The sequence below is a fragment of the Rhodococcus sp. BUPNP1 genome (assembly GCF_002215235.1).
Lineage (GTDB): Bacteria > Actinomycetota > Actinomycetes > Mycobacteriales > Mycobacteriaceae > Rhodococcus.
The window spans coordinates 127,020-153,435 of sequence record NZ_NERM01000007.1 but is presented as its reverse complement, the minus strand read 5'-3'; the positions used below and the strand labels follow the sequence as shown (position 1 = coordinate 153,435).

Below are 26,416 nucleotides of genomic sequence, written 5' to 3'. Positions count from 1 at the left end.
GGAGATTAGTTCCCGAGTTTGGGATGGGTCTAGAGTCGATCCAAGTCGGTTCAGGTTCACGTCGGGCCCGTACTGCGGAATCCCCCACAGGTAGGAGCAGCTCGACGCGTCCACCATTGACGTTGGAGGCACAGCACTCGATGAGCAGCACGACTGAAGCCGCCCCCGCAAAGGCGGGGCGCACACGGTCGCTTTACCGGGGAGACCCCGGCATGTGGTCCTGGGTATTGCACCGGATCACGGGCGTGGCGACATTCTTCTTCCTTTTCGTCCACGTCCTCGACACCGCACTCGTCCGGGTCAACCCCGAGACCTACGACGCGGTGATCGATACGTACAAGAACCCGATCGTCGGCCTCATGGAGCTCGGCCTGGTCGCGATGGTCCTGTACCACGCACTCAACGGCCTGCGGGTCATGCTCGTGGACTTCTGGTCGAAGGGCCCGAAGTACCAGCGCGTGATGCTCTGGACGATCCTCGCGATCTGGTTCGTGGTGATGATCCCCGCGGCCGTTCGCATCCTCTTCAACACGTTTGCGGGGCACTGACATGACCGAAGCGAAGACTCTGGGTAAGGAATACGACCGGCCCGCCGGCCTCGACAACCCGCGCACGCCGCGGCGTGCCGCGAAGAACAACTTCGAGCTCTACGCCTGGTTGTTCATGCGCCTGTCCGGCCTGGCCCTGATCATCCTGGTCCTCGGTCACCTCTTCATCATGCTGATGCTCGATGACGGCGTGCACCGCATCAACTTCGCGTTCGTCGCAGGCCGCTGGTCCAGCCCGTTCTGGCAGGTCTGGGACCTGTCGATGCTGTGGCTCGCACAGCTCCACGGCGGTAACGGTCTGCGCACCGTCATCGCGGACTACGCACGTAAGGACTCCACCCGGTTCTGGCTCAACACGATCCTCGTCGTGTCGATGATCCTGATCATGGGCCTGGGCACCTACGTGATCTTCACCTTCGACCCGAACATCCCGGCGAGCTAGGGGAGCCGACCCTTCATGCAGGAACATCGTTACGACGTAGTCATCGTCGGCGCCGGCGGCGCCGGCATGCGTGCGGCCATCGAAGCCGGCCCGCGTGCGCGCACCGCAGTGCTCACGAAGCTCTACCCCACCCGCAGCCACACCGGCGCCGCTCAGGGTGGCATGTGCGCCGCCCTCGCGAACGTCGAAGAGGACAACTGGGAGTGGCACACCTTCGACACCGTCAAGGGTGGCGACTACCTGGTCGACCAGGACGCTGCGGAGATCATGGCCAAGGAGGCCATCGACGCCGTTCTCGACCTCGAGAAGATGGGTCTTCCGTTCAACCGGACGCCCGAGGGCAAGATCGACCAGCGTCGCTTCGGTGGTCACACCCGCGACCACGGTAAGGCCCCGGTCCGTCGCGCGTGCTACGCCGCCGACCGCACCGGCCACATGATTCTGCAGACGCTGTACCAGAACTGCGTCAAGCACGACGTCGAATTCTTCAACGAGTTCTACGCGCTCGACATCACCCTCACCGAGACCGAGAACGGTCCCGTCGCGACGGGTGTCATCGCGTACGAGCTCGCGACCGGCGAGATCCACGTCTTCCACGCCAAGGCCATCGTCTTCGCGACGGGTGGCTCGGGCCGTATGTACAAGACGACGTCGAACGCCCACACCCTCACCGGTGACGGCCTCGGCATCATCTTCCGCAAGGGCCTGCCGCTCGAGGACATGGAGTTCCACCAGTTCCACCCGACGGGCCTGGCCGGTCTCGGCATCCTCATCTCGGAGGCCGTGCGCGGTGAGGGCGGCATCCTCCGCAACGCCGACGGCGAGCGGTTCATGGAGCGCTACGCCCCCACCATCAAGGACCTCGCGCCCCGCGACATCGTCGCCCGCTCGATGGTGCTCGAGGTGCTCGAGGGTCGCGGCGCCGGACCGAACAAGGACTACGTCTACATCGACGTGACCCACCTCGGCGAGGACGTCCTCGAGGAGAAGCTCCCCGACATCACCGAGTTCTCCCGCACCTACCTCGGTGTCGATCCCGTCACCGAACTCGTGCCGGTGTTCCCGACCTGCCACTACGTCATGGGCGGTATCCCGACCAACGTCGACGGCGAGGTCCTCCGCGACAACGAGAACGTCGTGCCCGGCCTGTATGCGGCCGGCGAGTGCGCGTGCGTGTCCGTCCACGGCGCCAACCGTCTCGGCACCAACTCGCTGCTCGACATCAACGTCTTCGGTCGTCGCGCCGGCATCGCCGCCGCGGAGTACGCCAACAGCACGAAGCACGTCGAGATGCCGGAGCAGCCGACGAAGTACGTCGACGACTGGCTCGATCTGATCCTGCACCAGGGCGGCAAGGAGCGGGTGGCCGACATCCGTACCGAGCTGCAGCAGACGATGGACAACAACGCGTCGGTGTTCCGCACCGAGGAGACGTTGACGCAGGCGCTCAACGACATCCACGAGCTGAAGAAGCGCTACAAGGAGATCACGGTCCACGACAAGGGCAAGCGCTACAACAGCGACCTGCTCGAGGCGCTGGAGCTCGGCTTCCTCCTGGAGATGGCCGAGGTCACCGTCGTCGGTGCGCTGAACCGCAAGGAATCGCGTGGCGGGCACGCCCGCGAGGACTTCCCGAAGCGCGACGACGAGAACTTCCTCAAGCACACCATGGCGTACAAGGTGGGCGAGGAACTGATCTCCGACATTCGCCTGGACTACAAGCCGGTGGTCCAGACCCGGTACGAGCCCATGGAGCGTAAGTACTGATGACAACCATCGAGAAGACCGACACGGGCGCGTCGACACTGCCACCCGTGCCCGAGGGCGCGACGATGGTCACCCTCAAGATCGCCCGGTTCAACCCGGAGGACGACAAGGGTCAGCACTGGGATTCGTTCCAGGTGCCGGCACTGCCGTCCGACCGTCTGCTCAACCTGTTGGGCTACGTCAAGGGTTACCTCGACGGCACGCTCACCTTCCGTCGCAGCTGCGCCCACGGCGTGTGCGGCTCGGACGCGATGCGTGTCAACGGCGTCAACCGTCTCGCCTGCAAGATCCTCATGAAGGACATGCTGGACAAGAACGGCAAGGACGTCACGATCACGATCGAGCCGATCCGTGGCCTTCCGGTCGAGAAGGACCTCGTCGTCGACATGGAGCCCTTCTTCGACGCCTACCGCGCCGTGAAGCCGTTCCTCATCGCCTCCGGCAACGAGCCGACCCGCGAGCGTATCCAGTCGCAGGCCGACCGTGCCCGGTTCGACGACACCACCAAGTGCATCCTGTGCGCGTGCTGCACCACCTCGTGCCCGGTGTACTGGAGCGACGGCAGCTACTTCGGCCCCGCCGCGATCGTCAACGCGCACCGGTTCATCTTCGATTCGCGTGACGAGGGTGCCTCCGAGCGTCTGGACATCCTCAACGACAAGGAAGGCGTGTGGCGCTGCCGCACCACCTTCAACTGCACCGACGCGTGCCCCCGTGGCATCCAGGTGACGAAGGCGATCCAGGAGGTCAAGCGCGCGCTCATGTTCGCTCGCTGATCACCTCGCACGACAGCAGGTCCGTCCCTTCGGGGACGGGCCTGCTGTCGTCTGTGCCCACTCCCCTGTGCCCCACTCGGCTGTATTCACTCGAGGATCCGGCGGAGCTGGCGCGCCTGGGCGGCGAGTTCGCCGTCGGCCGTGAACAATTCGGTCTCGTCGACGCAGAGGTCCGCGGTCCACCAGACCGTCCGGTGCCGCAACCGGTACCAGGGCCCGGCGGTGGAGTGCGCAGCCGGGGTGAAGTGCACCGACAGTTCGACGGTGGGGATCGGCACGGACGTGGTGCGGATGGCGAACAGTCCCGGCGGCAGCGCGTCGAGCAGGACCGCTGCGCGTTCGGCTCCCGTGAACTCCGGATCGGACCGAAGCCTGATCCACACGTCGTAACCGGGGTCCTCTCCCCCGGCCATCGGGCGGGCCGCGTCGACGGGCCGGATCTCGATGTGCCGGGAGAACGGCACGAATTCGACGGGGATGTCGAGCACCGCGAAGCTCTCCGGATCGGCCCCGATATCGATCGTCGGGCTGTGGGAGGTCTCCGCCGAAGTGCGCGACAGACGTACCAGGGCGGTCGCCGCATCACCGATCAGCACACGCACCCCCGGAGAGCGACCGTCGCGGCCGGGTTCCACGGCGGGTTCGATCGGTCCCGGTCGGACGGGGGCGTAGAAGTGCGCGGCGGCCGCCATGGGGACGGCACCGGTGTCGACTGCCGCGGCACGCAGCATCGCGGCGAGCACCAGGCCGCCGTGGATGCCGTCGAAGGCGCGCCAGGTCTCGTCGAAGCGGACGGGGAACGGGGCGAGGGTCGTTGTCATGAGCGCAACTCCTGGGACGGAGGAGGAGCCCGACGACGAGCTGACTCCTGTTTTCCATAGTCAGGAGTGTGCATCCTGACTATGGATTACACAAGTCAGTAGTAGAGTGGATCCCATGGAGGCTGCACGGCTGGACGGATTCCTCTCGGACCGGGACGCGTGGCGACCCACCCAGTGCTCCATCGGCAAGGCCATGGACGTGGTCGGAACCCGCTCGGCGATCCTGCTGCTGCGGGAGGCCTATTACGGCACCACCCGGTTCGACCACTTCGCGCAGCGCGTCGGGATCACCGAGGCGGTGGCGGCGACACGTCTGCGCGAACTGACCGCCGAGGGATTGCTGGAGCGGCGGCCCTACAAGGAACCCGGGCAGCGCACCCGGTACGAATACGTGCTCACCGACAAGGGACGCGATCTGCTGCCGGCCGTCGTCGCGCTGATGCAGTGGGGGGACATGTATCTGCAGGGCGAACGAGGCGCCCCGCTCGCCCTGGCCGACGACCGGACCGGCGAACCCGTGCGGGTCGAACTGCGCACCGAATCGGGACGGCGGGTCGCGCTCGACGAACTGCGTATCGTCCCGAACTTCACCGAGGAACAGGCCCGCCGGTCGATGGAACAGGACTCCGCGCGCGGGTGAGCCGGAAGCGGGATCGGATCAGCGTCCGCGTTCGAACAGAAAGCCCGCGACCCACCCGACCGCGAAGATGACGACGAGCACCAGCCACAGCGGTGCCTGCAGCGAGATCCAGAAGAGGTCGATGCTCGTACTGTTGCGGTTCTGGAGGACGAACAGCGCGGCGAGCAGGACCAGGACGGCCGCGAGCACTCTGCGCGGAGTCACCCGGAACGAGCGTCGGGGCGCGACGGATCGCGTCTGTTTTGCCACGCCTCCATCGTCGCCCGTCCGCGGCACGATCGGCACCCCCGAACCGGGTTTTCACCCCGGGAGTTCGTTCATTTCCTCCGGAATCGCAGTCCGGCAAGGAGTCCACCGACCACACCCGCACCGAGGAGCGCAGCACCGCGGCGCGCATCGAGACCCTCGTGCACCTCGAGGCGGGGCGTGATGACCGCCCCCGAGGGCGCGGGATGGTGTGCGAGAGCGAGGCTCGCTCGGGACGTCGCCGCGAACGCGGTGCAGAAGAGCACCAGGCGGGCCGTGAGGTTACCGAAGACGAGGATGCCGAGGATCGGTCCGAACGCGACGCCGGCCGGTCCGTTGAGCACACGTTCGAGGTAGATCGAACCCGTCTGCTTGAGCAGTTCGAAACCGATCCCGGCGATCAGACCCGCGACGAGAGCGCTGCGGAACGGAACGGGTTCGCGGGGCAGGCGAGCGATCACCCAGGTGAACACCAGAGCGGTGGCGGCGGTGGCCGTCACCAGCGCCAGAACGCGCAGACCCACGCCGATACCGACGAGGTTCTTCATGTTGAGCAACTCGACGATCCTGCGCGCGATCGGCCCGCTGCTCAGCGCCGAGAGCCCCAACGACACGGTCATCGCGAGGCCGAGACTGAGGAGTGCGCCGCCGTCGCGCAGCTTCACCACGAAGAAGTTGCCCTTGTCGCGCGGGTGCTCCCACATGGCGGTGAGGGCTTCTCGGAGATTCGTGATCCAGCCCAGACCGGCATACGAGGCGGTGAGCAGACCGATGAGGCCGACCGCGCCGCGGGATTCGATCGCCGAGTCGATCAGGCTCTGCACGGTGCCGCCGAGCTGACCGGGAATGTTCTCGGAGATGATCTGGCGGATCTGGTCGAGCAGTTCGGGTCGCCCGGCGAGCACGAAACCGGCCAGGGAGAACACGACCATGATGATCGGGACGATCGCCAGCACCGTGAAGTAGGTCAGACCGGCCGCGTAGTAGTCGCCCTTGTTCTCCTGGTACCGCACCCCGGCCCGGAGGATGCGGTCGAGCACCGGATGGGCCGCGCGTTGACGCTCGAGAAAGCCCGGCTTCTCGTCGGGTTCGCCGGCCATCCGGGTGCTCCTTCGTCTAGGTCCGCGGCAGGAAACCCACCTTGTCATAGACCTGCGCCAAGGTGCGGGATGCGACCTCACGAGCGCGGTCCGCGCCGCCCGCGAGAATGCGGTTCAGTTCGGCCGGGTCGGCCAGGTACTCGTCGACCTTGGTGCGGATCGGCGTGACGAACTCGGTGAGGACCTCTGCGGTGTCGGCCTTCAGATCGCCGTAGCCCTTGCCCTCATAGCCGGCGACGAGTTCGTCGATGCTGCGACCCGACAGCGCCGACTGGATGGTGAGCAGGTTCGACACTCCGGGCTTGTTCTCGCGGTCGAAACGGATCTCACGCTCGTTGTCGGTCACCGCGGAGCGGATCTTCTTCGCCGAGACCTTCGGATCGTCGAGCAGGTTGATCAGGCCCGCGTCGGTCGCCGCGGACTTGCTCATCTTCGACGTCGGATCCTGCAGGTCGTAGATCTTCGCGGTCTCCTTCACGATCGTCGGCTCGGGGACGACGAAGGTCTTGCCGAAGCGGGAGTTGAAGCGCTGCGCGAGATCTCGCGTCAGCTCGAGGTGCTGACGCTGGTCCTCCCCCACCGGCACGTGGCTCGCGCGGTAGAGCAGGATGTCGGCGGCCATGAGGATCGGATAGGTGAACAGGCCGACGCCGGCGTGCTCGGTGCCCTGCTTGGCCGACTTGTCCTTGAACTGCGTCATCCGGCTGGCCTCACCGAAACCGGTGATGCAGCTCAGGACCCAGGCGAGCTCGGCGTGCTCGGGCACCTGGCTCTGCACGAACAGCACGGACTTCTCCGGATCGATACCGATCGCGAGCAGCTGCGCCACGGAGACGAGCACGCGCTTGCGCAGCAGCTTCGGCTCGTGCGGAACGGTGATCGCGTGCAGGTCGGGGATGAAGTAGAAGGCGTCGTTCTCGTCCTGCGCCGGAACCCACTGCGCCAGCGCCCCGAGAAAGTTCCCGAGGTGGAACGAATCCGAGGTGGGCTGGATGCCGGACAGCACACGGGGGCGGGCCTTCGGCTTCGTGGCGTTCTGTTCTGCAGTGCTCGACATGCCGTCGATGATTTCACGCAGGCCACGCCGCGCTGCGACCGAGGTGGGCACTTCTGCGGCGATCCGCAGAAGTGGTCAGCGATCGAAGGCCACCGTCACCGGTGCATGGTCGGACCAGCGCTGGTCGTAGCTCGCGGCGCGTTCGACGCGGGCCTCGGTCGCGCGGGCCGCCAGGCCCGGAGTCACGAGGTGGTAGTCGATGCGCCAACCTGCGTCGGTGTCGAATGCCTTGCCGCGGTACGACCACCACGAATAGGGACCGGCGACGTCTCCGTGGAGGTCGCGCACCACATCGCGCCAGCCCGCGTCGAGCAGGTCGCCGACCCAGGCGCGCTCCTCGGGCAGGAAGCCGGACTTCTTGACGTTGCCCTTCCAGTTCTTGATGTCCCGCTCGGTGGGGGCGATGTTCCAGTCGCCGCACACCACCATGTCGCGCCCTGCGGCCGTCACTGCGGCGTACCGCTCGGCGAGATAGGTCGCGAAGCTCTTCATGAAGTGTTCCTTCTCGTCCTGCTTCGGCGTCTGCGCCTCACCGGTCGGCAAGTAGAGGCTTCCCACCGTCACGTCGCCGAAGTCGGCCTCGATGTAGCGGCCGGCCGACGCGAACTCGTCGACGTCGAATCCGACGCGAACGGCGTCCGCCGGTACGCCCGAGAGGATCGCCACCCCGGCACGGCCCTTGGCCGAGGACTCCGCGCCGACGCAGTGCCATCCGGCCTCGAGCGCCGGAGCGATGGCGGCGTGGAACTGCTTCTCGGTGGCGCGCACCTCCTGCAGGCACACGATGTCGGCGGCCGACGAGGCGAGCCAGTCGACGAGACCCTTGGCTGCGGCTGCGCGCACGCCGTTGACGTTCACGGTGGTGATCACGAGAGGCACCGGGTCACCGTAGCCGACACCGGCGACGCGACTGTTTCACCTCAGGAGGAGCCTGCCGTGAGCATGGTGCACCCCACGGTCGGATGTTCCGTAGGACGGAACGGGTGCACCACTTTCTCTCATCCACCGGAACGCGCAAGAGTTCTTCCAGGGAAAACGCTTCAGTGATCCATTATGCGGATTGTCGAAACCGTTCTACGAACCTAGAGTGACTCGCATGACACAGGCATCGACGGTCACCGGAGCCGACGGCGGCGTGCGGAGCGTTGCCCGCGCGTTCGATCTGCTCAACGCATTCGACGCCGAGCACCCGATCCGGACGCTGCGCGAACTCGTCGAGATCACCGGACTCCCCAAGTCGACGGTGGTGCGCCTCCTGGGCACCCTCACCACGCAGGGGATCGTCGCCGCCCGCGGTGACTCGACGACCTACAGCGTCGGCCCCGCCTTCCTCCGCTGGATCGGTCTGGCCGACGCGATGTGGGAAATCGGTGCCGAGGCACGGCGATCGATGACGCAACTGCGCGATCGATGCGGAGAGACCGTCAACATCTACATCCGCCAGGACCTGCACCGCCTCTCCGTCGCTCAGGTCGAGGGCACGACGACGGTCCGCAGTGTCGTCCAGGTGGGCGCGCAGTACCCGCTCGTCGTCGGCGCCGCCGGCCGGATCCTGCTCGGTGGCTGCCCGGACGACGTCCTCCAGGCTCTCGCCGAGCAAGAGGGCACGACGAGCACGGCGGACCTGAGGACCGAGGCCGCCGGAGCGCGGGAGGCGGGTTACGCCATCACCCACGGCGATCGGGAGCTGGGCGCTTCCGCGGTCGCCGCGCCGATCCTGTCCGCCGACGGCCGTGTCATCGCAGCCCTGTCGATCAGTGGCCCCACGTCGCGCTTCACCGCCGACCGGGTCGCCGCCTATGTCGATGCCGTAACCGACACCGCCCGGCAGATCAGTGCTGCCGGGCTCGGAACCGTGGAGGCCTTCCTGTGACAACAAACCTTCTCGAGGGCGTGCGCGTCCTCGACATGACCAACGTTCTGGCCGGCCCCTTCGCGGGTTACCAACTGGCCCTGCTCGGCGCGGATGTCGTCAAGGTCGAGACCGCCGGCAGCGGCGACCTGGCCCGCCAGCTCGGCGCCGATCCCGACCTCAGCGCCGAGTACATGGGGGTGTCCTTCCTCGCCCAGAACGCCGGCAAGCGCTCGGTCACGGTCAACCTCAAGACCGAGGGCGGCAAGAAGGTCTTCGAGCAGTTGCTCGCGGACGCCGACGTGCTGCTCGAGAACTTCCGCCCGGGCGTACTCGCCCGCCTCGGCTTCGACTGGGAACATCTGCACGAACTCAATCCCCGCCTGATCTACTGCGCGGTCTCGGGATTCGGCGCCACCGGACCGATGAGCAGCCGACCCGCCTACGACCAGGTGGTCCAGGGACTGTCCGGCATCATGAGCGTCACCGGCGACACCGAATCCGCACCGCTGCGCGTCGGATATCCCGTCTGCGACAGCTTCGGCGGTATGGCCGCGGCCATGACCGTGTGCGCCGCCATCGTCCGCCAGCGACAGACCGGGCAGGGCGCGTATCTGGACACGTCGATGCTCGACGCGGCCATCACGTCGATGGGCTGGGTGGTCTCCAACCATCTGGTGACCGGCAAGGAGCCGGTACCGATGGGCAACGAGAACATGACCTCGGCGCCGTCGGGTGCGTTCCGGACGGCCGACGGCGTCCTCAACATCGCGGCGAACAAGCAGGAACAGTACGAGATCCTGTGCAAGGTGCTCGGCCGCGAGGAGCTCGTCACCGACCCCCGTTTCGTCACCCGCGAGGACCGCAAGCGCAACCGCGAGATCCTGCGCGACGAACTCGAGATCTCCCTCAAGGAGAAGACGGCGGCCGAGTGGGACGAGATCCTGCTCGACACCGGTGTTCCCGCTGCGCCCGTCGCTCCGGTGTCGGAAGCGCTGCGCTCGGATCAGATCCGCCACCGCGGGCTGATCTCCGAACTGGACGTTGCGGCCGGATCCGGCACGGTCCAGGTCCTCGGTCTGCCCACGCACGTCGACGGCGAGTCGGTCCGTCCCGATACTCCGCCGCCGACGCTCGGAGAGCACACCGACGAGATCCTCCGTGAGATCGGTTTCAGCGACGAGCAGATCACCCGCTTCAGGGAAGAAGGCGCGGTATGACGACCGATCCCTTCCGGTCGCTGACGACCCTGGCCGTCGAGGATGGAACCGGCACTCCCCTGCACTACTTCAGCCTGGCCGAGGCCGAAGCGCACGGCGCCGGACCGATCTCCGACCTGCCGTGGTCGCTGAAGACGCTCGTCGAAGGAATCCTGCGTCACCAGGGTCATCCGCAGGCGCTGCCCGAGCACGTCCACGCCGTCACCCGCCGCGACGAGACGGCCGCGATCCCGTTCTTCCCGGGTCGCGTGTTGTTCCAGGACGCCTCCGGGATCCCGGTGCTGGCCGACATGATCACCCTGCTCGAACGTGCCCGAGCCGAGGGTCTGGACACGTCCGCACTGGAACCGGCACTGCCCCTCGACCTGGTCGTGGATCACGCGCTCGAGGTGGACGAGTACGCGAATCCCGAAGCGGCACTTCGCAACATCGATCTGGAGTACGAGCGTCACCGTGATCGGTACCGATTCCTGCGCTGGGCGCAGGACCGGCTTCCCGGTCTTCGGGTCGTCCCTCCGGGGCTCGGAATCTGCCACCAACTGAACCTCGAGGTCCTCGCGCCGGTGGTGACCACGACCGAATCCGAGGGCCGTCACGTCGCAGCGCTGGACAGCCTGGTCGGCACCGACTCGCACACCACGATGATCAACGCTCTCGGCGTCACCGGCTGGGGCGTCGGCGGCATCGAGGCCACCGCCGCGGCTCTCGGGCAGGCCGTCATGATCCGCGTGCCCCGCGTCGTCGGCATCGAACTCACCGGACGTCTCGCCCCCGGGGTGTTCGCCTCCGATCTCGCCCTCACCCTCGCCGAGAAGCTGCGCGCACTGAACGTCGTCGGCGCCGTCGTCGAGTTCCACGGTCCGGGCCTGGAGGCACTGTCGGTGCCCGACCGCGCGACCGTCGCCAACATGGCACCCGAATACGGAGCGACGATGGCGTGGTTCCCCGCCGATCGCCGGACGATCGAGTACCTGGCCGCGACGGGCCGCTCCCCCGAGCGTGTCCGTCTCGCCGAGCAGTACCTGCGGGCCCAGGGACTGTTCCGCACCCCGAGCAGCCCGGCACCCCGGTTCGACAGCGGCCTGTCGATCGACCTCGGGAGCATCACCACCACCCTCGCCGGTCCGTCCCGACCGCACGACGCCTTGTCGCCTTCCGAGGTCCCGACCTCCCGCGGCGACGGCGGACCGCTCGATGGCGACATTGCGATCGCCGCGATCACCAGCTGCACCAACACGTCCAATCCCCGATCGCTGGTCGCGGCGGGTCTGCTCGCGCGCAACGCCGTCGCGGCCGGGCTGCGTCCACCGGTCTGGACGAAGACGTCGTTCACGCCCGGCTCGCGGGCTGCCGCCGACCTGTTGGCCTCGGCGGGTCTGCAGGACCACCTCGACCGGCTCGGCTTCCAGGTCGCGGGCTTCGGATGCGGCACGTGCATGGGCAATTCCGGGCCGCTCAGCCCGGCCCTGTCCGAGTCGGACCGGGCGAAGGACACCGCGCTCGCGGCGGTGCTGTCGGGTAACCGCAACTTCACCGGACGCATCCACCCGGCCGTCGCGCACGCCTACCTCGCCTCCCCCGCGATGGTCGTGGCCTACGCCCTCGCGGGCAACGTCCGCATCGACGTGACGAGCGAGCCGATCGGGCGGGCCGAGGACGGCACCGACGTCACCCTCGCCGACCTGTGGCCCTCCGACGAGGAGATCGACGCACTGCTGGCCGAGCACGAGGCCACCGCACTCGGGCGCGACGCGCACCGGGAACTGACCACCGCGCGCTGGCAGGAACTCGAGTACCCCCGCGGCGAGCACTACCGCTGGGACGGGGAGGCCGGCAGCATCCGCCGCCCACCCTTCACCGACCCGGAGCTGACGTCGCCCACCCTCACCGGGGATCTGACCGCCCGGCCCCTGCTGGTCCTCGGCGATGCGGTCACCACCGACCACATCTCGCCGGTCGCCCGGGTCCTGCCCGACTCCGCGGCGGGGCGTTGGCTCCGCGAGCGCGGTGTGAGCGACCGGGCGCTGGGCACCTTCAGCTCCCGACGGCTCAACCACGACGTCATGATCCGGGGTGGCTTCGCCAACACCCGCCTCGCGAACCTGCTCGTGCCCGAGAAGCAGGGCGGCTGGACGCGCACCGCACCCGGCGAGGAGCCGGTGCCCGTCCACGAGGCCGCCGAGTACCACCGCCGGCAGGGCACTCCGGTCGTGGTGGTCGCCGGTGAACTCTACGGCGCCGGATCGGCGCGGGACTGGGCCGCGAAGGTCACTCGGCTGCTCGGCATCCGCGCGGTACTCGCCCGCAGCTTCGAACGCATCCACCGCACCAATCTGGTCGCAATGGGTGTCCTGCCGATCCAGTGGCAGGGACCTGCCCCGGAAAACTTCGACGGCAGTGAGGAGATCGACCTGCTCGGACTGGCCGATCTCGGATCGACCACCGAGATCACCGTCCGGGTCCGCCGTGCGGACGAGATCGTGTGGGAGGGCACGGCGCTCTGCCGGATCGACACTCCCCTCGAGTGGGAATGGCTGCGCGCCGGGGGTCTGTTCGGCCACCTGCTGACCGAGCAGACGGAGCGGCAGCGGGCAACGGAGCCCGAACCGGTGGGCGCACACCGGTAGACGAGTGGATCGATGGGGACGTCCTCCGAGGAGGACGTCCCCATCGTCATGTCGGGTCCGCCGGAGCGACGCGGGCGACGGTGCGGGCCCGCACGATCAGATGACGGAGCGGCGGGACGGAACCCTCCGCTCGACCGTTCCTCCGGTCACCGTCGAGCTCGGCCCGCCGCACCCGGTACCGCTCGCGCAGCACCGCGGCGCGCAGGGCGGCGGTGACACCAGGGAAGCGACCGCGACGGCCCACTCCGACGGTGCCGAGGAGCAGGACGGCAGCCGGCAGCACTATCCAGGCGTACAGGACGGCGGCGGAGGCGATCGCCTCGGCGACGGCGTCCTCGTCGAGTGCCGCCCACACGATTCCCGCACCGACCACGACGTAGAGGGTGCCAGCCAGGGCCGCGGACAGGACGGCGCCGACGTATCGGCGGAGCAACCAGCAGCGGACCGTCCACAGCACGAGGACGACGGCCGTGAACATCGTGATCGCGGACGTGACCACCACGAAAGCGACGTCCGAGGAGTCCAGGAGGGGTCCGGAACCCGACTCGTCGTCGAACACCACGATCATGAGGAGCCCCGTCACCACCGTGACGACAGCCAGGATCGCGAGTTCGACGGCGAGCGCCGCGAAGGGGTGGCCGGCGACCCGCGGGTCGCCCGGTCGCAGCCTCGCTGCCGTGGCGAGCAATTCACGCCGGCGCAGCAGCGACGCCTCCCGGCGCAGACGACGGCGGGCACCAACGCCACGCTGGGTCGCGAGAAACAGGTCCTGGCTGAGCACGACGATCACGAAGACTGCCGGGAACAGCAGCAGCGCCGCCAGATCCACGGAGTGCGGGAGGCCGTCGAGCAGCGCAGCGACGAAGGTCATCGTCGCCCCGACGCCGAACACCGACCCGCACAGTTCGAGGTGTTCGAGGCGCAGCGCTTCGGTCGACCGGGACGAACCCTCCGCAGTGATGGCCGGTCCGAGCGACCACGCGATGAGATTGAGCGCGATGACGAGGGCGGCGAGCACCCCGAGGACGGCGGCGGCCTCACCCATCGTGAGGGTGGTGAGCACGCCGCTGCGCACCGGCGTGGACCGGTCGTAGGCCAGTTCGTCGGTGCGGCGGGCGACCGCGTGGATCAGATTCGGTGCGAGCGCGACGGGCAGGTAGGCGAGCGCCGAGCCGAACATCAGCATCCACACCCGGGTCCAGAACCGCCGGCGGGCGTGCGCTCCGCCGCGGGCTTCGGAGTCGGTGGCAGTGGTGGTCACGGCCGTCCTCCTCCCGGGCCTAACGGTGATGCGACTGACAGTGGTACACGAAACGGTAGCCGGTGCCGGGAGTGCTCGGGAACACGACACGGGACGCCCGATTCGGGCGTCCCGTGTACGTGCTGTCGAGAACGGAGCGGAAGGTCAGGCGCGAGCCTTCTGCAGGTTCTCGTCGAGTGCGGCGAGGAACTCCTCGGTGGTCAGCCAGCCCTGCTCGGGGCCGACGAGCAGTGCGAGGTCCTTGGTCATCTGACCGGCTTCGACGGTCTTGATGACGACATCCTCGAGCTGCTGCGCGAACTCGATGACCTCGGGGGTGTTGTCCAGCTTGCCGCGGTGCTCGAGGCCACGGGTCCAGGCGAAGATCGACGCGATCGGGTTGGTCGACGTCGGCTTGCCCTGCTGGTGCTGACGGTAGTGCCGGGTGACGGTGCCGTGTGCGGCCTCCGCCTCGACGGTCTTGCCGTCCGGGGTCATCAGGACGGAGGTCATCAGACCCAGCGAGCCGTAGCCCTGCGCGACGGTGTCGGACTGGACGTCGCCGTCGTAGTTCTTGCAGGCCCAGACGTAGCCGCCCTCCCACTTGAGGGACGATGCGACCATGTCGTCGATGAGGCGGTGCTCGTAGGTGAGACCGGCGGCGTCGAACTCCGCCTTGAACTCTTCCTCGTAGATCCGCTGGAACTCGTCCTTGAACATGCCGTCGTAGGCCTTCAGGATCGTGTTCTTGGTCGACAGGTAGACCGGGTAGTTGCGCTGCAGGCCGTACGAGAGCGAGGCGCGCGCGAAGTCCTGGATGGACTTCTTGTAGTTGTACATACCCATCACGACGCCGCCGTCCTCGGGGATCCGGCAGACCTCGTGCTGGATCGGCTCGCTGCCGTCCTCGGGCGTGAAGGTGATGGTGACGGTGCCCGGGCGGTCGACCTTGAAGTCGGTGGCGCGGTACTGGTCGCCGAACGCGTGGCGGCCGACGATGACGGGCTTGGTCCAGCCCGGCACCAGGCGCGGCACGTTCGAGATGATGATGGGCGCGCGGAAGATGGTGCCGCCGAGGATGTTACGGATGGTGCCGTTGGGCGACCGCCACATCTTCTTCAGGCCGAACTCCTCGACACGCGCTTCGTCGGGGGTGATGGTGGCGCACTTGACGCCGACGTTGTGCTTCTTGATGGCGTTCGCCGCGTCGACCGTCACCTGGTCGTCGGTGGCGTCGCGGTTCTCCACGCCGAGGTCGTAGTACTCGAGATCCACGTCCAGGTACGGGTGGATCAGCTTGTCCTTGATGAACTGCCAGATGATGCGGGTCATCTCGTCGCCGTCGAGCTCGACGACCTTACCTTCAACCTTGATCTTGGACATATGCGCTTCGTGTCCTCCTAGGACGTTTCTGTAGGTCCCCAATCGACCGCACTTTGTGGGTGCGGTCGCCGTCGGCTCGCGAGCAGCGAGCATGGCCGTGTCCACGTCCTGGACCGCGGCCAAACATGACAAGCGTACTGCTATTGCCGACGACCGCAAAGCACCTCGTCCCAGCCCCACGCCCTACCGACCGGTAACTTTCCTGCTGGTCAGGGATGTTCAGAGGGTGCATAAGACCCTGCGACGGAGAGTCGCTAGACTGCCGGGAAAGTCATGAGTGCCAGCGTCAAGCCCCGGCTTGCTGGCCGGCAACCCTCCGACCGGGGTGGGGTGCTCCGGGTGATGACACGGTCGGTGGAACCCCACCGACAAGCCTGTTGTCGGGAGGACTGAGATGATGATGTGCTGTCGCACCCAAGCCACGATCACACCTCCCATCACCGCCGGAAGGACACGATGACCGACATCCGCAGCCGGCGCTGCCAGCCCACCGCGAGCCTCGAGGCGGTCACCTCTTGACGGCGGGCACCGAGCGGCGTCGCGTCGAACTGCCCCCGGCGGACGGACGCCTCGACACCATCGACATCGGCGATCTCGCGCTCGAGAGCGGCGAGACGCTGCCGAACGTCACGATCGCCGTGCAGAGGTGGGGCGAACTCTCCCCCGCCCGCGACAACGTGGTGCTCGTCGAACACGCCCTCACCGGCGACTCGCACGTCACCGGCCCCGCCGGACCGGAGCATCCGTCCCCCGGCTGGTGGTCGGGCATGGTCGGCCCCGGTGCTCCGATCGACACCGATCGCTGGTGCGTGGTCTCGACGAACATCCTCGGCGGGTGCCGCGGCTCCACCGGGCCCGGCAGCACCGCGCCCGACGGCAAGGCCTGGGGGTCCCGCTTCCCGCTGATCACCGTGCGCGACCAGGTGGCGGCCGAGGTTGCGCTGCTCGACAAGCTCGGCATCGACGTCCTCGCCGCCGTGACCGGCGGATCGATGGGTGGCATGCGCACTCTCGAGTGGATCATCGCGTACCCGGAGCGGGTGCGGGCGTCGCTCGTCCTCGCCACCGGTGCCCGCGCGACCGCCGACCAGATCGGCACCCAGACCGCGCAGATGGCTGCCATCACGGCCGACCCCGACTGGCAGGGCGGCGACTACTACGGCTCTGGGCGGCGTCCCGAAGCCGGGCTCGCCATCGCCCGGACCATCGCGCACCTCACCTACCGGACCGAACTCGAACTCGACACGCGCTTCGGGAATCTCCCCCAGGACGACGAGGACCCGTGGCGCGGGGGCCGGTACGCCGTGCAGAGCTATCTCGAGCACCAGGCGCGCAAGCTCGTCGCGCGCTTCGATCCCGGTACCTACGTGGTGCTGTCCGACGTGATGAACCGGCACGACGTCGGCCGCGGACGCGGCGGCGTCGAGGCCGCACTCGCGTCCACCCCGGTCCCGACGATCGTCGCCGGCGTCGACTCCGACCGGCTGTACCCGCTGCGCCTGCAGCAGGAGATCGCCGATCTGCTCCCGGGATCGGGCGACCTGCGTGTGCTCGTCTCCCGCGACGGGCACGACGGATTCCTCACGGAGGCAGACGAGGTCGCGAAGCTCCTCGTCGAACTGATGAAGCTCGCCGAGGGCTAGTCGGTTCCCAGCGGGTCGATCGACGCGGCGAGCGCCACCACGATTCCGCCGACGACCATCATCGAGGCGACGTCGAACGCCTTGCCGCGTACCGCGAGGACACCGACCTTGTCCTCGTCGAGAGCCCAGCGGAACAGGCCGGCGAGGATCGTGGCGCCGCCGAAGACGAACGCTCCGCGTCGCCACCGGTCGGCGATCACCAAGATCACCGCTGCCGCGATCACCAGGGTGACCGCGAGCAGCGGCAGGTTCAGACGCGTGAATCGCAGAGCCTGAGCCATCTCGTCTCCCGGAGTCGTCGACCTGCTTATCGGGACGCGAGCTGCTCGGCCCGCTCCACGACGTTGGTCAGCAGGAAGGCGCGGGTCAGCGGTCCGACGCCCCCGGGGTTCGGGGACACGAAGCCCGCGACCTCACGCACGTCCGCGGCGACGTCGCCGCGCAGTCCGTCCTCGGTGCGGGAGACACCCACGTCCAGCACAGCGGCGCCGGGCTTGACCATGTCCGCCGTCACCAGGCCGGGAACACCTGCGGCTGCGACGATGATGTCGGCGCGGCGCACCTCTGCGGCGAGGTCGCGGGTGCCGGTGTGGCAGAGGGTGACCGTCGCGTTCTCCGAACGACGGGTCAGCAGCAGACCGATCGGGCGACCGACGGTGACGCCACGACCGACCACCACCACGTGCGCGCCGGCGATCTCCACGTCGTAGCGGCGCAGCAGGTGGATGATGCCGCGCGGCGTGCAGGGCAGCGGAGCCTCCTTGCCGAGCACGAGCCGGCCGAGGTTGACCGGGTGCAATCCGTCGGCGTCCTTGCCCGGATCCATGCGCTCGAGCGCCGCGTTCTCGTCGAGATGCTTCGGCAGCGGGAGCTGGACGATGTAGCCGGTGCAGGCAGGATCGGCGTTGAGCTCGTCGATCGCCTCGAACAGCTGTTCCTGGGTGATGTCGGCGGGCAGATCCTTGCGGATCGACGTGATGCCGACCTTCGCGCAGTCGTTGTGCTTGCCGCGCACATAGGCCGCGGATCCCGGATCGTCGCCGACGAGGATCGTGCCGAGACCGGGCGTGACGCCCTTGGCCTTCAGCGCATCCACGCGGACCTTCAGGTCCTCGAAGATTTCGTCGCGGGTTGCTTTGCCGTCCAGGATCGTCGCAGTCACGTCGTTCATTCTTCCAGGCGCCCGTCCGGCGTCGAAGCGCGGCCGGTACCGGAAACCGTCCGCGCGCCCGGAGGCAGGCACTCCCGGGCCAGTTCCGCGAAGGCCTCGGCGAGATGCCGCTCGTACTGCCCGGGGTCGGGCATGCAGGAGTCCGAGGCCAGAAAAGACAAGGTGAGGGCCTCGCCGAGGGATGTCACGGAGTGGACGAGACCGTAGTTCCGGTTGAGCATCGGAGTACCGATCGCCTCGACGGCGGGACTGTCCCCGAAGCGGAGTCCCTCGACCGGCCCGCGGGGCACATTCGTCACGGTGGTGTTGGCCAGCGGCACCACGTCTCCCGTGGGCCCCACCCGCCCGCGGTGCGCTCGCCGGATCGTCATCGCCAGGTCGAACGCGGGCGATGCATCCACCGCCGCAACGGAGGCAGCCGCCTCCGGACGCCGGATGCGCTGTTTCTCGAGAGCGGCCGACTCGTGGACTCGGCGGAGCCGCTCGCGCGGATCAGCCCGATCGAGGTGCAGGTCGACATACATGAGCGTGACCTTGTTCTCCGACTCCGCTCCCGCTCCGTCCCGGAGGGATCCCGGAACGATCGCCGCCGGCGAGTCGGCGGGAATTTCCTCGTGGGATGCGAGGTAGGCGCGCAGTCCGCCCGAGACGACCGTCAGGATCACGTCGTTCACCGAGGTATCCGTGGCGCGCGCGACGGCACGCACCTCCGGCAACGGCATACGGACGACGCCGAACTGCCAGGGGCCGCCGGCGTCGGTGTCGAAGCGGGTGCGGGGACGCTGCGGCCGGGGCGCGGTGATCTCCCCCGAGGTGGTGAGATCACCCAGTGCTCGTCGAGCGCGACGTGCTGCGACCAGAGCCGGGAGCATCCTCGCGTACCGGAAGGGCAGCGAGACCGCCGCGCGGACCGGTCCCGGCACGGCGACGACGCGTCCTCCCGTCGAAGGGGCGGCAGCCGGATCGTCGAGCAGCGCACGAGCGATCTCGACGGCTCCGAGCCCGTCGGTCACCGAGTGGTGCAGGAGCAACGCGACGATGGTGGCGCCCTCGGGAAGGTCCTCGACACCGCGGATGTCGCTCAGGACGTGCACTTCCCACGGCGGTGCGGACAGGTCGAGACGGCGTTCCTTCGTCGACGCGAGCAGCCGATGCAACTCGCTGCGCGAGGTCGGTCCGATCGTCTCGTACCGGACGTGATCGTCCGGATCGACGTCCGTCTCCACCCAGTAGGGGAAGTCGAGGTTCGCCGGCACGCGGTGCAGACGTCGGCCGAGCGCCGGTGCCCGATGCAGACGCTCCCCGATCCAGGTGACGGCATCCTCACGGGTGCGGATGGGGGCTTCGCCTGCCCGGGCGTCGAAGACGTAGAAACTCACCATGGTCGGCGGCGGGGCTTCGGGGTCGGTGTCCCCCACGAAGACGTGGAGCGCGTCCCGCGCGGCCAGTCGAATTCCGCGTCGGCGTGTCATCGCGATGGTTCTCTCCCGGGTCGCCCGCTGCTCGTGCCTCTCGATTGAACCAGTTACCGCTCGAGGTCACATCCGGTCGGCGATTCGCGTACAGGAACGCGGAGCGGTGTAATTCGGCCATGGCGCACCGAGTCGGATCGACGACCGGCAGCACACGAGGCCGGGCCGCGCGTCGCGTCCTGTTCTCGTTCGCAGGCGGCCTCGGCCATCTCGCACCGATGCTCCCGATCGCCGACGTCCTGCGCGGGGCCGGCCACCGTCTCGGCGTGTGCGGGGAGGCGGACGTCCTCGCAGGCGCCGAAGGCTTCGACGCGTACTTCCCCGAGGGGGACACGACATCTCCTTCCGGACGGTCCACGGGCACGCTCGCTCCTCCGGACCTCGACCACGAGTACTCGGTGATCGGCACCCACTTCGCCGGTGCGCTCGCGGCGCGACGATTCGACCTGGTCTGCGATGTCGTCGACCGTTGGCATCCGGATCTGGTGATCTGCGACGAGATGGACTTCGGTGCGATGACGGCGGCCGAACACGCCGCCGTTCCCCGCGTGGTGGTCGACGTGATCGCGTCCGGAGCGCTCACCCGGATCGACCGCATCCGTGAGCCACTGGGACGACTGCGGGCGACCCACGGACTCCCCTCGGATCCCGAGTTCTCCTTCCTGAAACGGGATCTCGTCATCTCACCGTTCCCGCCGTCGTTCCGCGATCCCGACTTCCCCCTGCCCGCCACAGCCGTCTCGATCGGGCCGGGCCCGTCGCTCGCGTCCCACGGACACCCCGCGATCGACTGGCTTCGTAGCGGCGAGAAGCCCCACCGCGTGTACGTCACGCTGGGTACCGTCTTCAACACCGAGTCCGGTGATCTCTTCGGCCGTCTCGTCCGGGGACTCCACCGACTACCTGCGCGCGTGCTCGTCACGGTCGGCCGCGACGTCGACCCGGCCACCCTGCCCTCACCGGGCGGCAACGTCCGCATCGAGCGGTTCGTGCCGCAGTCGGCGGTGCTCCCGCACGTCGATCTCGTCGTCAATCACGGCGGATCGGGCAGCGTCATCGGTGCGCTCACCCACGGCGTTCCGGTCGTCGCGCTTCCGATGGGCGCGGACCAGGAACTCAACGCCCGACGTCTGGTCGCGCTGGGCGCAGGGACCACGGTCGATCCCGTCACCGTAACCTCGGCGGAGATCGGAGGGATCACCCTCGACGCGCTGTCCTCGGGCTCTCTCCGCCGCGGGGCCGAGCAATTGCGCGTCGAGATCGCACGATTGCCTCCCCCGGCATCCGTGCTCGCGCTGCTCGAGGATCGGATGTTCCGGTCCCGGCTGCGCTGAACGTCTCCGCTCACACGACGGAATAACCGTCCGGTAGCGACGTCCGTCCGGTCAGGGCCCGCAGCACGGTCGTACCGTCGCCGAGTGCCAGCGCGATCCTCGTGGCCAGCAGGGTTGCCTCTTCGAGGACGTCGGCCGGAGGCGTGAAGGGGACGTCCGCCGCAGCTGCGATGTCGAGACCGTGGACGGCGAGCTCGAAGGTGCGCGTCGGCAGATAGGAGTGCAACCGGATCCCCTTGTCTCCGATCACCCGGATCAGACGGTCCTCGCCGGCACCGAACCGTTCGATCACCGCGGTCGACAGGGCATCGATCGTGGCCACCGGGTCGTCGCCGAGGTCGGCACCGGCACGACGTCCGCGTTCGACGATGTCCTCCGCACCGAGAACCGAGGTGAGTTCCTTGACGTGCACGTAGTACTGCTCCGCGCTCGCGAGGTCCTCGGTGTCGGCGGGACCGTCCAGATAGGTCGTGACGGTCGTCAACGAGCGCGAGGTGTGGCCGATCAGCGCTCGGAGGTCCCACTCACCCAGGCCGGGGCCGTCCCAGCGGTCGATCGGCACGACACGGACCAGCTCCGAGAAGCTGCGTACCGCCGAGACATACGTCGCTACCGGTGATTCCATGACATCTCCCGCGGTCGACCGGATCGAACCCGACACGAGAATGAAAGCACGCGTCTCCCGGCTACACCGTCGGTGTGCGCACGCGGGTGAGCACGGATCGCTTGCGCAGCGTGAATCCCAGGTTCTCGTAGAGCCGGATGGCGGTCGTGTTCGCGGCCGATGCGTGGAGGAACGGGATCTCGCCGCGTGCGCGGATACCGGCACCGACGGCCTTGACCAGGCGCGTGCCGAATCCGCATCCCCGGAACTCGGCGTCCGTGCACACGGCACTGATCTCGGTCCATCCCGGCGGATGCAGACGCTCCCCCGCCATCGCGACGAGACGTCCGTTCACCCTGATGCCCAGATAGGTGCCCATCTCGACGGTTCGCAGCAGATACGGTCCCGGTCGGGTGCGGGCCACGAGTTCGAGGATCTCCGGGACATCCGCGGGGCCGAGGACCACGAGGTCCGGATCGGGTTCGACGACCAGGTCCGTCCCGTCCATCTGGACGAGCCCGAACGAGCCGAGCACCTCCCAGCCGGGTGGTGGTGTGTGCCCGGGTCCGCGCACGGCCACCTCGACCGACGGACCCACGAGCGCGGCCAGGTGCGTCCAGTCCTCGTCGGTCATCACTGCCGGGTGTCCGATGTGCCCCGCGACGTCGGGGTGGTATCCGCCGATCCGGCCCGACCACCGCGCGAAGCGCGCATGCACTCCACGCAGCGACTGCCGGATCGGATCGTCGAGCGGATGGACGTCCTCGTCCACCTCGACGGCGTCGACCGCCGGCGAAGCACCCGCAGTCATGTCAGAGACCGAGCCCGGTGCCGTGGACGCCGTACTCGTCGATGACGGCGAGTTCGTCGTCGGTGAGCGGCGGGAAGCTCAGCGCCTCGAGGTTGTGGTCGAGCTGCCAGGTCGAGCTCGCACCGACCAGCGCCGAGGTCACGGCAGGCTGCCGGAGCACCCACTGCAGCGCCAGTTGGGCCAGCGACTGCCCACGCGACCGGGCGAGCTTGTCGAGTTCGGTGACGCGCTGCCGGTAGGTCTCGTCGATCACGTCCGGGGAGAGGAACGCGCTGTCCACCGCTCGCGCACCGTCCGGGATGGTCTCGAGGTACTTGTCGGTCAGAAGTCCCTGTGCGAGCGGCGAATACACGACGAGTCCGAAGCCGTCCTGCTCGGCAGCATCGAGCAGACCGTTCTGCTCGATGCTGCGGTCGAAGATCGAGTAGCGCGGCTGATGGACGAGCAGCGGGGCACCGGCTTCCCGCAGGAGTGCCGCGGCCTCGCGCGCACGGTCCGGTTGATAGTTCGAGATGCCGACGTAGAGCGCCTTCCCCTGCTCGACCGCGGAGACGAGTGCCCCGACGGTCTCCTCGAGCGGCGTCGACAGGTCCGGGCTGTGGCTGTAGAAGATGTCGACGTAGTCGGTGCCGAGATCACGCAGGCTGTGCTCGAGCGAGCCCAGCAGCGACTTGCGCGACCCGCCCTTCTGGTAAGGACCGGGACCGATCGGGTTGCCGGCCTTCGTCGACAGGATGATCTCGTCCCGGTAGGGCGCGAGGTCCTTGCCGAGGATCCGGCCGAAGTTCTTCTGCGCGGCGCGGTGCGGCGGACCGTACCGGTCGGCGTTGTCGAAGTGGGTGATGCCGAGATCGAAGGCGTGGAGGATGATCTCCCGCTGCGTCTCGAACGGATAGTCCGTACCGAACTTCTGCCACAGGCCGAACGAGAAGGCCGGCAGGTCGAGCCCGGACCGCCCCGAGCGACGGTAGGGAATCGTCTCGTAACGGTCCTCGGATGCGGTGTACGGAGTTTCGACGGTGCCGTGCGACATCGGGCGGGGTTCGCCTTTCGGTTCCAGCGGAATTCGGGTCCACGCCACTCGATCACGGGCGCTTCCGGACTGTCACCGGTTCCGCTCAGGCTGCGCACAATGCACCGTCACCGGTGTTCGGATGTGACAGGCACACCCGAACACCGGAGCGCGCACTACTTGTCGCAGGCGATGCCGTCGTTGTCCTTGTCGAGACGCGATGCGTATCCGGGTTCCCCGCGCAGAATCGGGGCAGCCCCTGCTGCTTTCGCCTCGGAGCAGTTCTTGTACGACACCGACGGTTGCTGCACCGGAGGTGGCGTGTACGCAGGAGCGGGCGGGGGCGTGTACTGCGTGACCGGCGGCGGGGTGTACTCGGGCGTCGGGGGCGGCGTGTACTCCGTCGTCGCCGGCGGAGTGTATGCGGGAGCGGGCGGCGGGGTGTACTCCGTCGTGGTTTCCACGACGGTCGTTCCGACCTGGGGAACCAACGGCACCACGGCAGGTGAGTCGGAGGTCGTGGTGGGCGCCGGTGTCGTCGTCCGAGGCGTCGTCGTGGTCGGCTTCGCCGTCGTCGTGGTCGGAGCCACCGAACTGCTCGTCGTGGACACCACCGAGGAGGTTTCCGTCTTCGGTTCCTCGTCACCGACAGCGGCACCGAGCGCCACGAGTCCGACGAGGCCGGCGCCGAGCGCCCACGGCCATTTGCGTCGCTTCTGCCCACCTCCGGCAGGAGGATTGCCACCCTGGCCGACAGCCCCGAACACCTGCGTGGGGTCGCCGCTGCCCTTGGGCCTGGTCTGGTTCGTCCACTGCTGACCGTCCCAGTAGCGATCGATGGACGGGTCGTAGGGGTCGGGATGCCAACCGGCAGGAGGATTCATGCTCGATCCGTTCTGAGGAATACGTTCCGCAGAACGTCGCCGGTACCGATCGGTGTGTTACACCGACGATTCGGAAACCTCACCGAGGCAGGTGGGAGGGGCGTGCGAGCCGGGCCACACAGTGCCGACTTGTTAACCTGCATCGTGTTCAGAGTGATGTTCCACGAGCCGCGCATTCCCCCCAACACCGGCAATGCCATACGCATGGTCGCCGCGACCGGCGCTGAACTGCACCTGGTGGAACCCCTCGGCTTCGACCTGTCCGAGCCGAAACTGCGCCGTGCGGGCCTGGACTACCACGATCTCGCGTCGGTCACCGTGCACAGCAGCCTCGATGCCGCGTGGGCGGCGCTGGCCCCCGAGCGGGTGTTCGCGTTCACCGCGCACGGCACGTCGAGCTATGCGGAGATCGAGTACCGGGCCGGCGACGTGCTGCTGTTCGGCCCTGAACCGACCGGGCTGTCGCCCGAGGTGCTCGCCGACCCGCACATCACCGAACAGATCCGTATCCCCATGCTGCCCGGGCGTCGTTCACTGAATCTGTCGAACGCCGCAGCCGTCGCCTGCTACGAGGCGTGGCGGCAGCACGGTTTCCCCGGAGGGGTTTAGGCGCCGCTCTCCACCGGACGACCCGAGCGGGCCCATCCGTCGGTGCCGCCCGCGACGGACACGGCGTCGACTCCGCGACCGGCGAGATACTGCGCGGCCTGCAGACTGCGGCCACCCACGGCGCAGACGACGTAGACGGTGCCCTCGGTGGGGATCTCGTCGATCCGCGCGACGAACTCGCTGAGCGGGATGTTCGTGACGCCGGGTACGCGCACCTGGGCGTATTCGTCGCGTTCACGCACGTCGATGACGGTCGCCCCGTCGGTGAGCGCGGATTCGAGTGCGGCCAGGTCGACCTCACGCATCGCTGTCGGTCCTCTCGGTATCGGGCGTCCCGGTGGTTCCGGACGAACGTTCCCGTCGGGTGATGAGCCGGATGACCAGGTAGAGGACACCTGCACACACGAACAGGAACGCCACCCACGGTAGCGCGGCGCCGATACCGACCACCGCTGCCCCCAGCGCGGCCCACAGGCTGTTCCATCCTGCGACCAGCCCGTCCCAGAAACTGTCCTGCTCGGAGGGAAGGCGATCGGTAGTGATGTCGACGGTGAGCGTGGACAGTTCGATCCGGTCGCCCAGCTGACGTCGCTGCGCCTCGAGACTGTCGAGTTCGGCCTGTCGTTCGGCCAGGGCGGTCTCGGCGGCGATCAGTGCCTCGACGTCGGCCGACGATTCGAGCAGTGCCCGCAGGCGGTCCACCGAGGCCCGCAACGCCCCTACTCGGGCTTCGAGATCGGTGTACTGCATCGTCACGTCGTCGCGGGTGGTGCTCAAGCTCGTGACACGGCCGAGCGTGCGGATCTCGTCGACGACCTCGTCGAGCCGCTCGGCGGGCACCCGCACCGTGAGCATGCTGCTCGTCTCCGGTTGTTCGGTGAGCGAGTCGACGCGCCCACCGGCCTCCTCGACGACCGTCACGACCCGGCGGCCGGTCGCCACGGGATCGCCGGCATCCATCTCGAGGTAGCCGGTGACGACCTCCTTGCGGTCGGACTCCTCGGCGGGTTGCGACTCGCGGAGACCGCCGTCGACGATCGCGGGTGCCGAGATCGCCGGCGCGGACGCCGAGGAGCCCTCGCCTCCCCCACCCTCGTCGCAGCCGGTGACGACCAGCGCGAACAGAGCCAACGACACCAGCGACAGGCGTTTCACAC

At 68.2% G+C, this 26,416-nt stretch carries 27 protein-coding genes and 1 riboswitch; of the genes, 11 read left to right on the top strand and 16 right to left on the bottom strand.

The features are described from left to right. The first annotated feature begins 140 nt into the window (after positions 1-140). Genes sdhC through B9C99_RS09500 form a run of 4 tightly spaced genes read left to right on the top strand, consistent with a single transcriptional unit; the run spans position 141 to position 3,533 of the window. The gene (gene sdhC / locus B9C99_RS09515) at positions 141-548 is read left to right on the top strand and encodes a succinate dehydrogenase, cytochrome b556 subunit (RefSeq protein WP_071935442.1); all 408 of its coding nucleotides are present in this window, start codon (positions 141-143) and stop codon (positions 546-548) included. A gap of 1 nt (position 549) precedes the next feature. Further along, entirely contained in the window at positions 550-990 is a 441-nt protein-coding gene (locus tag B9C99_RS09510; RefSeq protein ID WP_088897657.1) for a succinate dehydrogenase hydrophobic membrane anchor subunit, read from the top strand. Positions 991-1,005: 15 nt separating this feature from the next. Beyond that, positions 1,006-2,757, top strand: coding sequence for a succinate dehydrogenase flavoprotein subunit (sdhA, locus tag B9C99_RS09505; RefSeq protein ID WP_016692833.1), 1,752 nt, complete (start codon positions 1,006-1,008; stop codon positions 2,755-2,757). Beyond that, positions 2,757-3,533, top strand: coding sequence for a succinate dehydrogenase iron-sulfur subunit (locus B9C99_RS09500; protein WP_006550125.1), 777 nt, complete (start codon positions 2,757-2,759; stop codon positions 3,531-3,533). Before sdhA ends, B9C99_RS09500 begins: the two co-directional genes overlap by 1 nt. An 86-nt stretch (positions 3,534-3,619) precedes the next feature. Here B9C99_RS09500 and B9C99_RS09495 read toward each other — a convergent pair whose 3' ends face one another. Next, a complete protein-coding gene (locus B9C99_RS09495; protein WP_088897656.1) occupies positions 3,620-4,354 on the bottom strand; it encodes an acyl-CoA thioesterase II in 735 nt (244 codons plus the stop codon). 115 nt (positions 4,355-4,469) lie between these two features. Here B9C99_RS09495 and B9C99_RS09490 point away from each other — a divergent pair, with 115 nt between their 5' ends. Then, the gene (locus tag B9C99_RS09490; protein WP_088897655.1) at positions 4,470-4,994 is read left to right on the top strand and encodes a helix-turn-helix domain-containing protein; all 525 of its coding nucleotides are present in this window, start codon (positions 4,470-4,472) and stop codon (positions 4,992-4,994) included. Positions 4,995-5,012: 18 nt separating this feature from the next. Here the strand turns inward: B9C99_RS09490 and B9C99_RS09485 are convergent, their stop codons facing one another. The 4 genes from B9C99_RS09485 to B9C99_RS09470 all read right to left on the bottom strand — a co-directional run bounded on the left by B9C99_RS09485 (position 5,013) and on the right by B9C99_RS09470 (position 8,276). Continuing rightward, positions 5,013-5,243, bottom strand: coding sequence for a LapA family protein (locus B9C99_RS09485; protein ID WP_229565229.1), 231 nt, complete (start codon positions 5,241-5,243; stop codon positions 5,013-5,015). 68 nt (positions 5,244-5,311) lie between these two features. Continuing rightward, positions 5,312-6,340 (bottom strand): YhjD/YihY/BrkB family envelope integrity protein, encoded by a 1,029-nt coding sequence (locus tag B9C99_RS09480; RefSeq protein ID WP_088897654.1) that lies wholly within the window; start codon positions 6,338-6,340, stop codon positions 5,312-5,314. A 16-nt stretch (positions 6,341-6,356) separates the two neighbouring features. Further along, positions 6,357-7,397: a tryptophan--tRNA ligase gene (gene trpS, locus B9C99_RS09475; protein ID WP_026061260.1), complete on the bottom strand. Its 1,041-nt coding sequence runs from the start codon at positions 7,395-7,397 to the stop codon at positions 6,357-6,359. 75 nt (positions 7,398-7,472) lie between these two features. Continuing rightward, positions 7,473-8,276 carry an exodeoxyribonuclease III gene (locus tag B9C99_RS09470; protein WP_088897653.1) on the bottom strand — a complete coding sequence of 268 codons (804 nt, stop codon included), beginning with the start codon at positions 8,274-8,276 and terminating at the stop codon, positions 7,473-7,475. Positions 8,277-8,493: 217 nt separating this feature from the next. Between B9C99_RS09470 and B9C99_RS09465 the strand changes: the two genes are divergently transcribed. The 3 genes from B9C99_RS09465 to B9C99_RS09455 are packed head-to-tail and all read left to right on the top strand — an operon-like array spanning position 8,494 to position 13,096. Next, on the top strand, positions 8,494-9,270 hold the full coding sequence (locus B9C99_RS09465; RefSeq protein ID WP_088897652.1) for an IclR family transcriptional regulator: 777 nt from the start codon (positions 8,494-8,496) through the stop codon (positions 9,268-9,270). Continuing rightward, a complete protein-coding gene (locus B9C99_RS09460; protein ID WP_088897651.1) occupies positions 9,267-10,469 on the top strand; it encodes a CaiB/BaiF CoA-transferase family protein in 1,203 nt (400 codons plus the stop codon). Before B9C99_RS09465 ends, B9C99_RS09460 begins: the two co-directional genes overlap by 4 nt. Next, the gene (locus B9C99_RS09455; RefSeq protein ID WP_088897650.1) at positions 10,466-13,096 is read left to right on the top strand and encodes an aconitate hydratase; all 2,631 of its coding nucleotides are present in this window, start codon (positions 10,466-10,468) and stop codon (positions 13,094-13,096) included. Before B9C99_RS09460 ends, B9C99_RS09455 begins: the two co-directional genes overlap by 4 nt. A 46-nt stretch (positions 13,097-13,142) precedes the next feature. Here B9C99_RS09455 and B9C99_RS09450 read toward each other — a convergent pair whose 3' ends face one another. Further along, positions 13,143-14,357 (bottom strand): hypothetical protein, encoded by a 1,215-nt coding sequence (locus B9C99_RS09450; protein WP_088897649.1) that lies wholly within the window; start codon positions 14,355-14,357, stop codon positions 13,143-13,145. A 144-nt stretch (positions 14,358-14,501) separates the two neighbouring features. Beyond that, positions 14,502-15,719, bottom strand: a complete 1,218-nt coding sequence (locus tag B9C99_RS09445) for an NADP-dependent isocitrate dehydrogenase (protein WP_088897648.1) — start codon at positions 15,717-15,719, stop codon at positions 14,502-14,504. 269 nt (positions 15,720-15,988) lie between these two features. Next, positions 15,989-16,100: riboswitch (SAM riboswitch) on the top strand. 134 nt (positions 16,101-16,234) lie between these two features. Between B9C99_RS09445 and B9C99_RS09440 the strand changes: the two genes are divergently transcribed. Beyond that, complete coding sequence (locus tag B9C99_RS09440; RefSeq protein ID WP_088897647.1) at positions 16,235-17,362, top strand: homoserine O-acetyltransferase; 1,128 nt, start codon at positions 16,235-16,237, stop codon at positions 17,360-17,362. On the opposite strand, the gene B9C99_RS09435 is transcribed toward B9C99_RS09440, so the two are convergent. From B9C99_RS09435 to B9C99_RS09425, 3 genes are read right to left on the bottom strand one after another with little or no spacing between them, the layout of a single operon-like run. Next, a complete protein-coding gene (locus tag B9C99_RS09435) occupies positions 17,359-17,643 on the bottom strand; it encodes a DUF3017 domain-containing protein (protein WP_016692847.1) in 285 nt (94 codons plus the stop codon). The genes B9C99_RS09440 and B9C99_RS09435 overlap by 4 nt on opposite strands. Positions 17,644-17,669: 26 nt before the next feature. Further along, entirely contained in the window at positions 17,670-18,524 is an 855-nt protein-coding gene (locus tag B9C99_RS09430) for a bifunctional methylenetetrahydrofolate dehydrogenase/methenyltetrahydrofolate cyclohydrolase (protein ID WP_186455312.1), read from the bottom strand. 5 nt (positions 18,525-18,529) lie between these two features. Next, positions 18,530-20,005, bottom strand: coding sequence for a wax ester/triacylglycerol synthase domain-containing protein (locus B9C99_RS09425; RefSeq protein ID WP_216359294.1), 1,476 nt, complete (start codon positions 20,003-20,005; stop codon positions 18,530-18,532). Positions 20,006-20,124: 119 nt separating this feature from the next. Between B9C99_RS09425 and B9C99_RS09420 the strand changes: the two genes are divergently transcribed. Next, positions 20,125-21,339 (top strand): glycosyltransferase, encoded by a 1,215-nt coding sequence (locus tag B9C99_RS09420; protein ID WP_088897645.1) that lies wholly within the window; start codon positions 20,125-20,127, stop codon positions 21,337-21,339. A 10-nt stretch (positions 21,340-21,349) separates the two neighbouring features. Here B9C99_RS09420 and B9C99_RS09415 read toward each other — a convergent pair whose 3' ends face one another. The 4 genes from B9C99_RS09415 to B9C99_RS09400 all read right to left on the bottom strand — a co-directional run bounded on the left by B9C99_RS09415 (position 21,350) and on the right by B9C99_RS09400 (position 24,650). Beyond that, the gene (locus B9C99_RS09415; RefSeq protein WP_088897729.1) at positions 21,350-21,964 is read right to left on the bottom strand and encodes a maleylpyruvate isomerase N-terminal domain-containing protein; all 615 of its coding nucleotides are present in this window, start codon (positions 21,962-21,964) and stop codon (positions 21,350-21,352) included. Between the two features lie 61 nt (positions 21,965-22,025). Further along, positions 22,026-22,754 (bottom strand): GNAT family N-acetyltransferase, encoded by a 729-nt coding sequence (locus B9C99_RS09410; protein ID WP_088897644.1) that lies wholly within the window; start codon positions 22,752-22,754, stop codon positions 22,026-22,028. A 1-nt stretch (position 22,755) separates the two neighbouring features. Further along, positions 22,756-23,787 (bottom strand): aldo/keto reductase, encoded by a 1,032-nt coding sequence (locus tag B9C99_RS09405; RefSeq protein WP_088897643.1) that lies wholly within the window; start codon positions 23,785-23,787, stop codon positions 22,756-22,758. 155 nt (positions 23,788-23,942) lie between these two features. Beyond that, positions 23,943-24,650 (bottom strand): excalibur calcium-binding domain-containing protein, encoded by a 708-nt coding sequence (locus B9C99_RS09400; protein ID WP_088897642.1) that lies wholly within the window; start codon positions 24,648-24,650, stop codon positions 23,943-23,945. A gap of 144 nt (positions 24,651-24,794) precedes the next feature. On the opposite strand from B9C99_RS09400, the gene B9C99_RS09395 reads away from it, so the two are divergent. Beyond that, the gene (locus B9C99_RS09395) at positions 24,795-25,259 is read left to right on the top strand and encodes a tRNA (cytidine(34)-2'-O)-methyltransferase (protein ID WP_080597680.1); all 465 of its coding nucleotides are present in this window, start codon (positions 24,795-24,797) and stop codon (positions 25,257-25,259) included. On the opposite strand, the gene B9C99_RS09390 is transcribed toward B9C99_RS09395, so the two are convergent. Further along, entirely contained in the window at positions 25,256-25,564 is a 309-nt protein-coding gene (locus B9C99_RS09390) for a rhodanese-like domain-containing protein (protein ID WP_016692855.1), read from the bottom strand. The two genes, B9C99_RS09395 and B9C99_RS09390, sit on opposite strands and share 4 nt — an antisense overlap. Next, the gene (locus B9C99_RS09385; protein WP_088897641.1) at positions 25,557-26,414 is read right to left on the bottom strand and encodes a DUF4349 domain-containing protein; all 858 of its coding nucleotides are present in this window, start codon (positions 26,412-26,414) and stop codon (positions 25,557-25,559) included. Before B9C99_RS09385 ends, B9C99_RS09390 begins: the two co-directional genes overlap by 8 nt. Positions 26,415-26,416: the final 2 nt, after the last annotated feature.

What these genes read in the sequence shown, in the direction of transcription:
- sdhC (WP_071935442.1), top strand. Translation starts at nt 141, where the DNA reads ATGAGCAGCACGACTGAAGCCGCCCCCGCAAAGGCGGGGCGCACACGG.
- B9C99_RS09510 (WP_088897657.1), top strand. Translation starts at nt 550, where the DNA reads ATGACCGAAGCGAAGACTCTGGGTAAGGAATACGACCGGCCCGCCGGC.
- sdhA (WP_016692833.1), top strand. Translation starts at nt 1,006, where the DNA reads ATGCAGGAACATCGTTACGACGTAGTCATCGTCGGCGCCGGCGGCGCC.
- B9C99_RS09500 (WP_006550125.1), top strand. Translation starts at nt 2,757, where the DNA reads ATGACAACCATCGAGAAGACCGACACGGGCGCGTCGACACTGCCACCC.
- B9C99_RS09495 (WP_088897656.1), bottom strand. Translation starts at nt 4,354, where the DNA reads ATGACAACGACCCTCGCCCCGTTCCCCGTCCGCTTCGACGAGACCTGG.
- B9C99_RS09490 (WP_088897655.1), top strand. Translation starts at nt 4,470, where the DNA reads ATGGAGGCTGCACGGCTGGACGGATTCCTCTCGGACCGGGACGCGTGG.
- B9C99_RS09480 (WP_088897654.1), bottom strand. Translation starts at nt 6,340, where the DNA reads ATGGCCGGCGAACCCGACGAGAAGCCGGGCTTTCTCGAGCGTCAACGC.
- trpS (WP_026061260.1), bottom strand. Translation starts at nt 7,397, where the DNA reads ATGTCGAGCACTGCAGAACAGAACGCCACGAAGCCGAAGGCCCGCCCC.
- B9C99_RS09465 (WP_088897652.1), top strand. Translation starts at nt 8,494, where the DNA reads ATGACACAGGCATCGACGGTCACCGGAGCCGACGGCGGCGTGCGGAGC.
- B9C99_RS09455 (WP_088897650.1), top strand. Translation starts at nt 10,466, where the DNA reads ATGACGACCGATCCCTTCCGGTCGCTGACGACCCTGGCCGTCGAGGAT.
- B9C99_RS09445 (WP_088897648.1), bottom strand. Translation starts at nt 15,719, where the DNA reads ATGTCCAAGATCAAGGTTGAAGGTAAGGTCGTCGAGCTCGACGGCGAC.
- B9C99_RS09435 (WP_016692847.1), bottom strand. Translation starts at nt 17,643, where the DNA reads ATGGCTCAGGCTCTGCGATTCACGCGTCTGAACCTGCCGCTGCTCGCG.
- B9C99_RS09425 (WP_216359294.1), bottom strand. Translation starts at nt 20,005, where the DNA reads ATGACACGCCGACGCGGAATTCGACTGGCCGCGCGGGACGCGCTCCAC.
- B9C99_RS09420 (WP_088897645.1), top strand. Translation starts at nt 20,125, where the DNA reads ATGGCGCACCGAGTCGGATCGACGACCGGCAGCACACGAGGCCGGGCC.
- B9C99_RS09415 (WP_088897729.1), bottom strand. Translation starts at nt 21,964, where the DNA reads ATGGAATCACCGGTAGCGACGTATGTCTCGGCGGTACGCAGCTTCTCG.
- B9C99_RS09410 (WP_088897644.1), bottom strand. Translation starts at nt 22,754, where the DNA reads ATGACTGCGGGTGCTTCGCCGGCGGTCGACGCCGTCGAGGTGGACGAG.
- B9C99_RS09405 (WP_088897643.1), bottom strand. Translation starts at nt 23,787, where the DNA reads ATGTCGCACGGCACCGTCGAAACTCCGTACACCGCATCCGAGGACCGT.
- B9C99_RS09400 (WP_088897642.1), bottom strand. Translation starts at nt 24,650, where the DNA reads ATGAATCCTCCTGCCGGTTGGCATCCCGACCCCTACGACCCGTCCATC.
- B9C99_RS09390 (WP_016692855.1), bottom strand. Translation starts at nt 25,564, where the DNA reads ATGCGTGAGGTCGACCTGGCCGCACTCGAATCCGCGCTCACCGACGGG.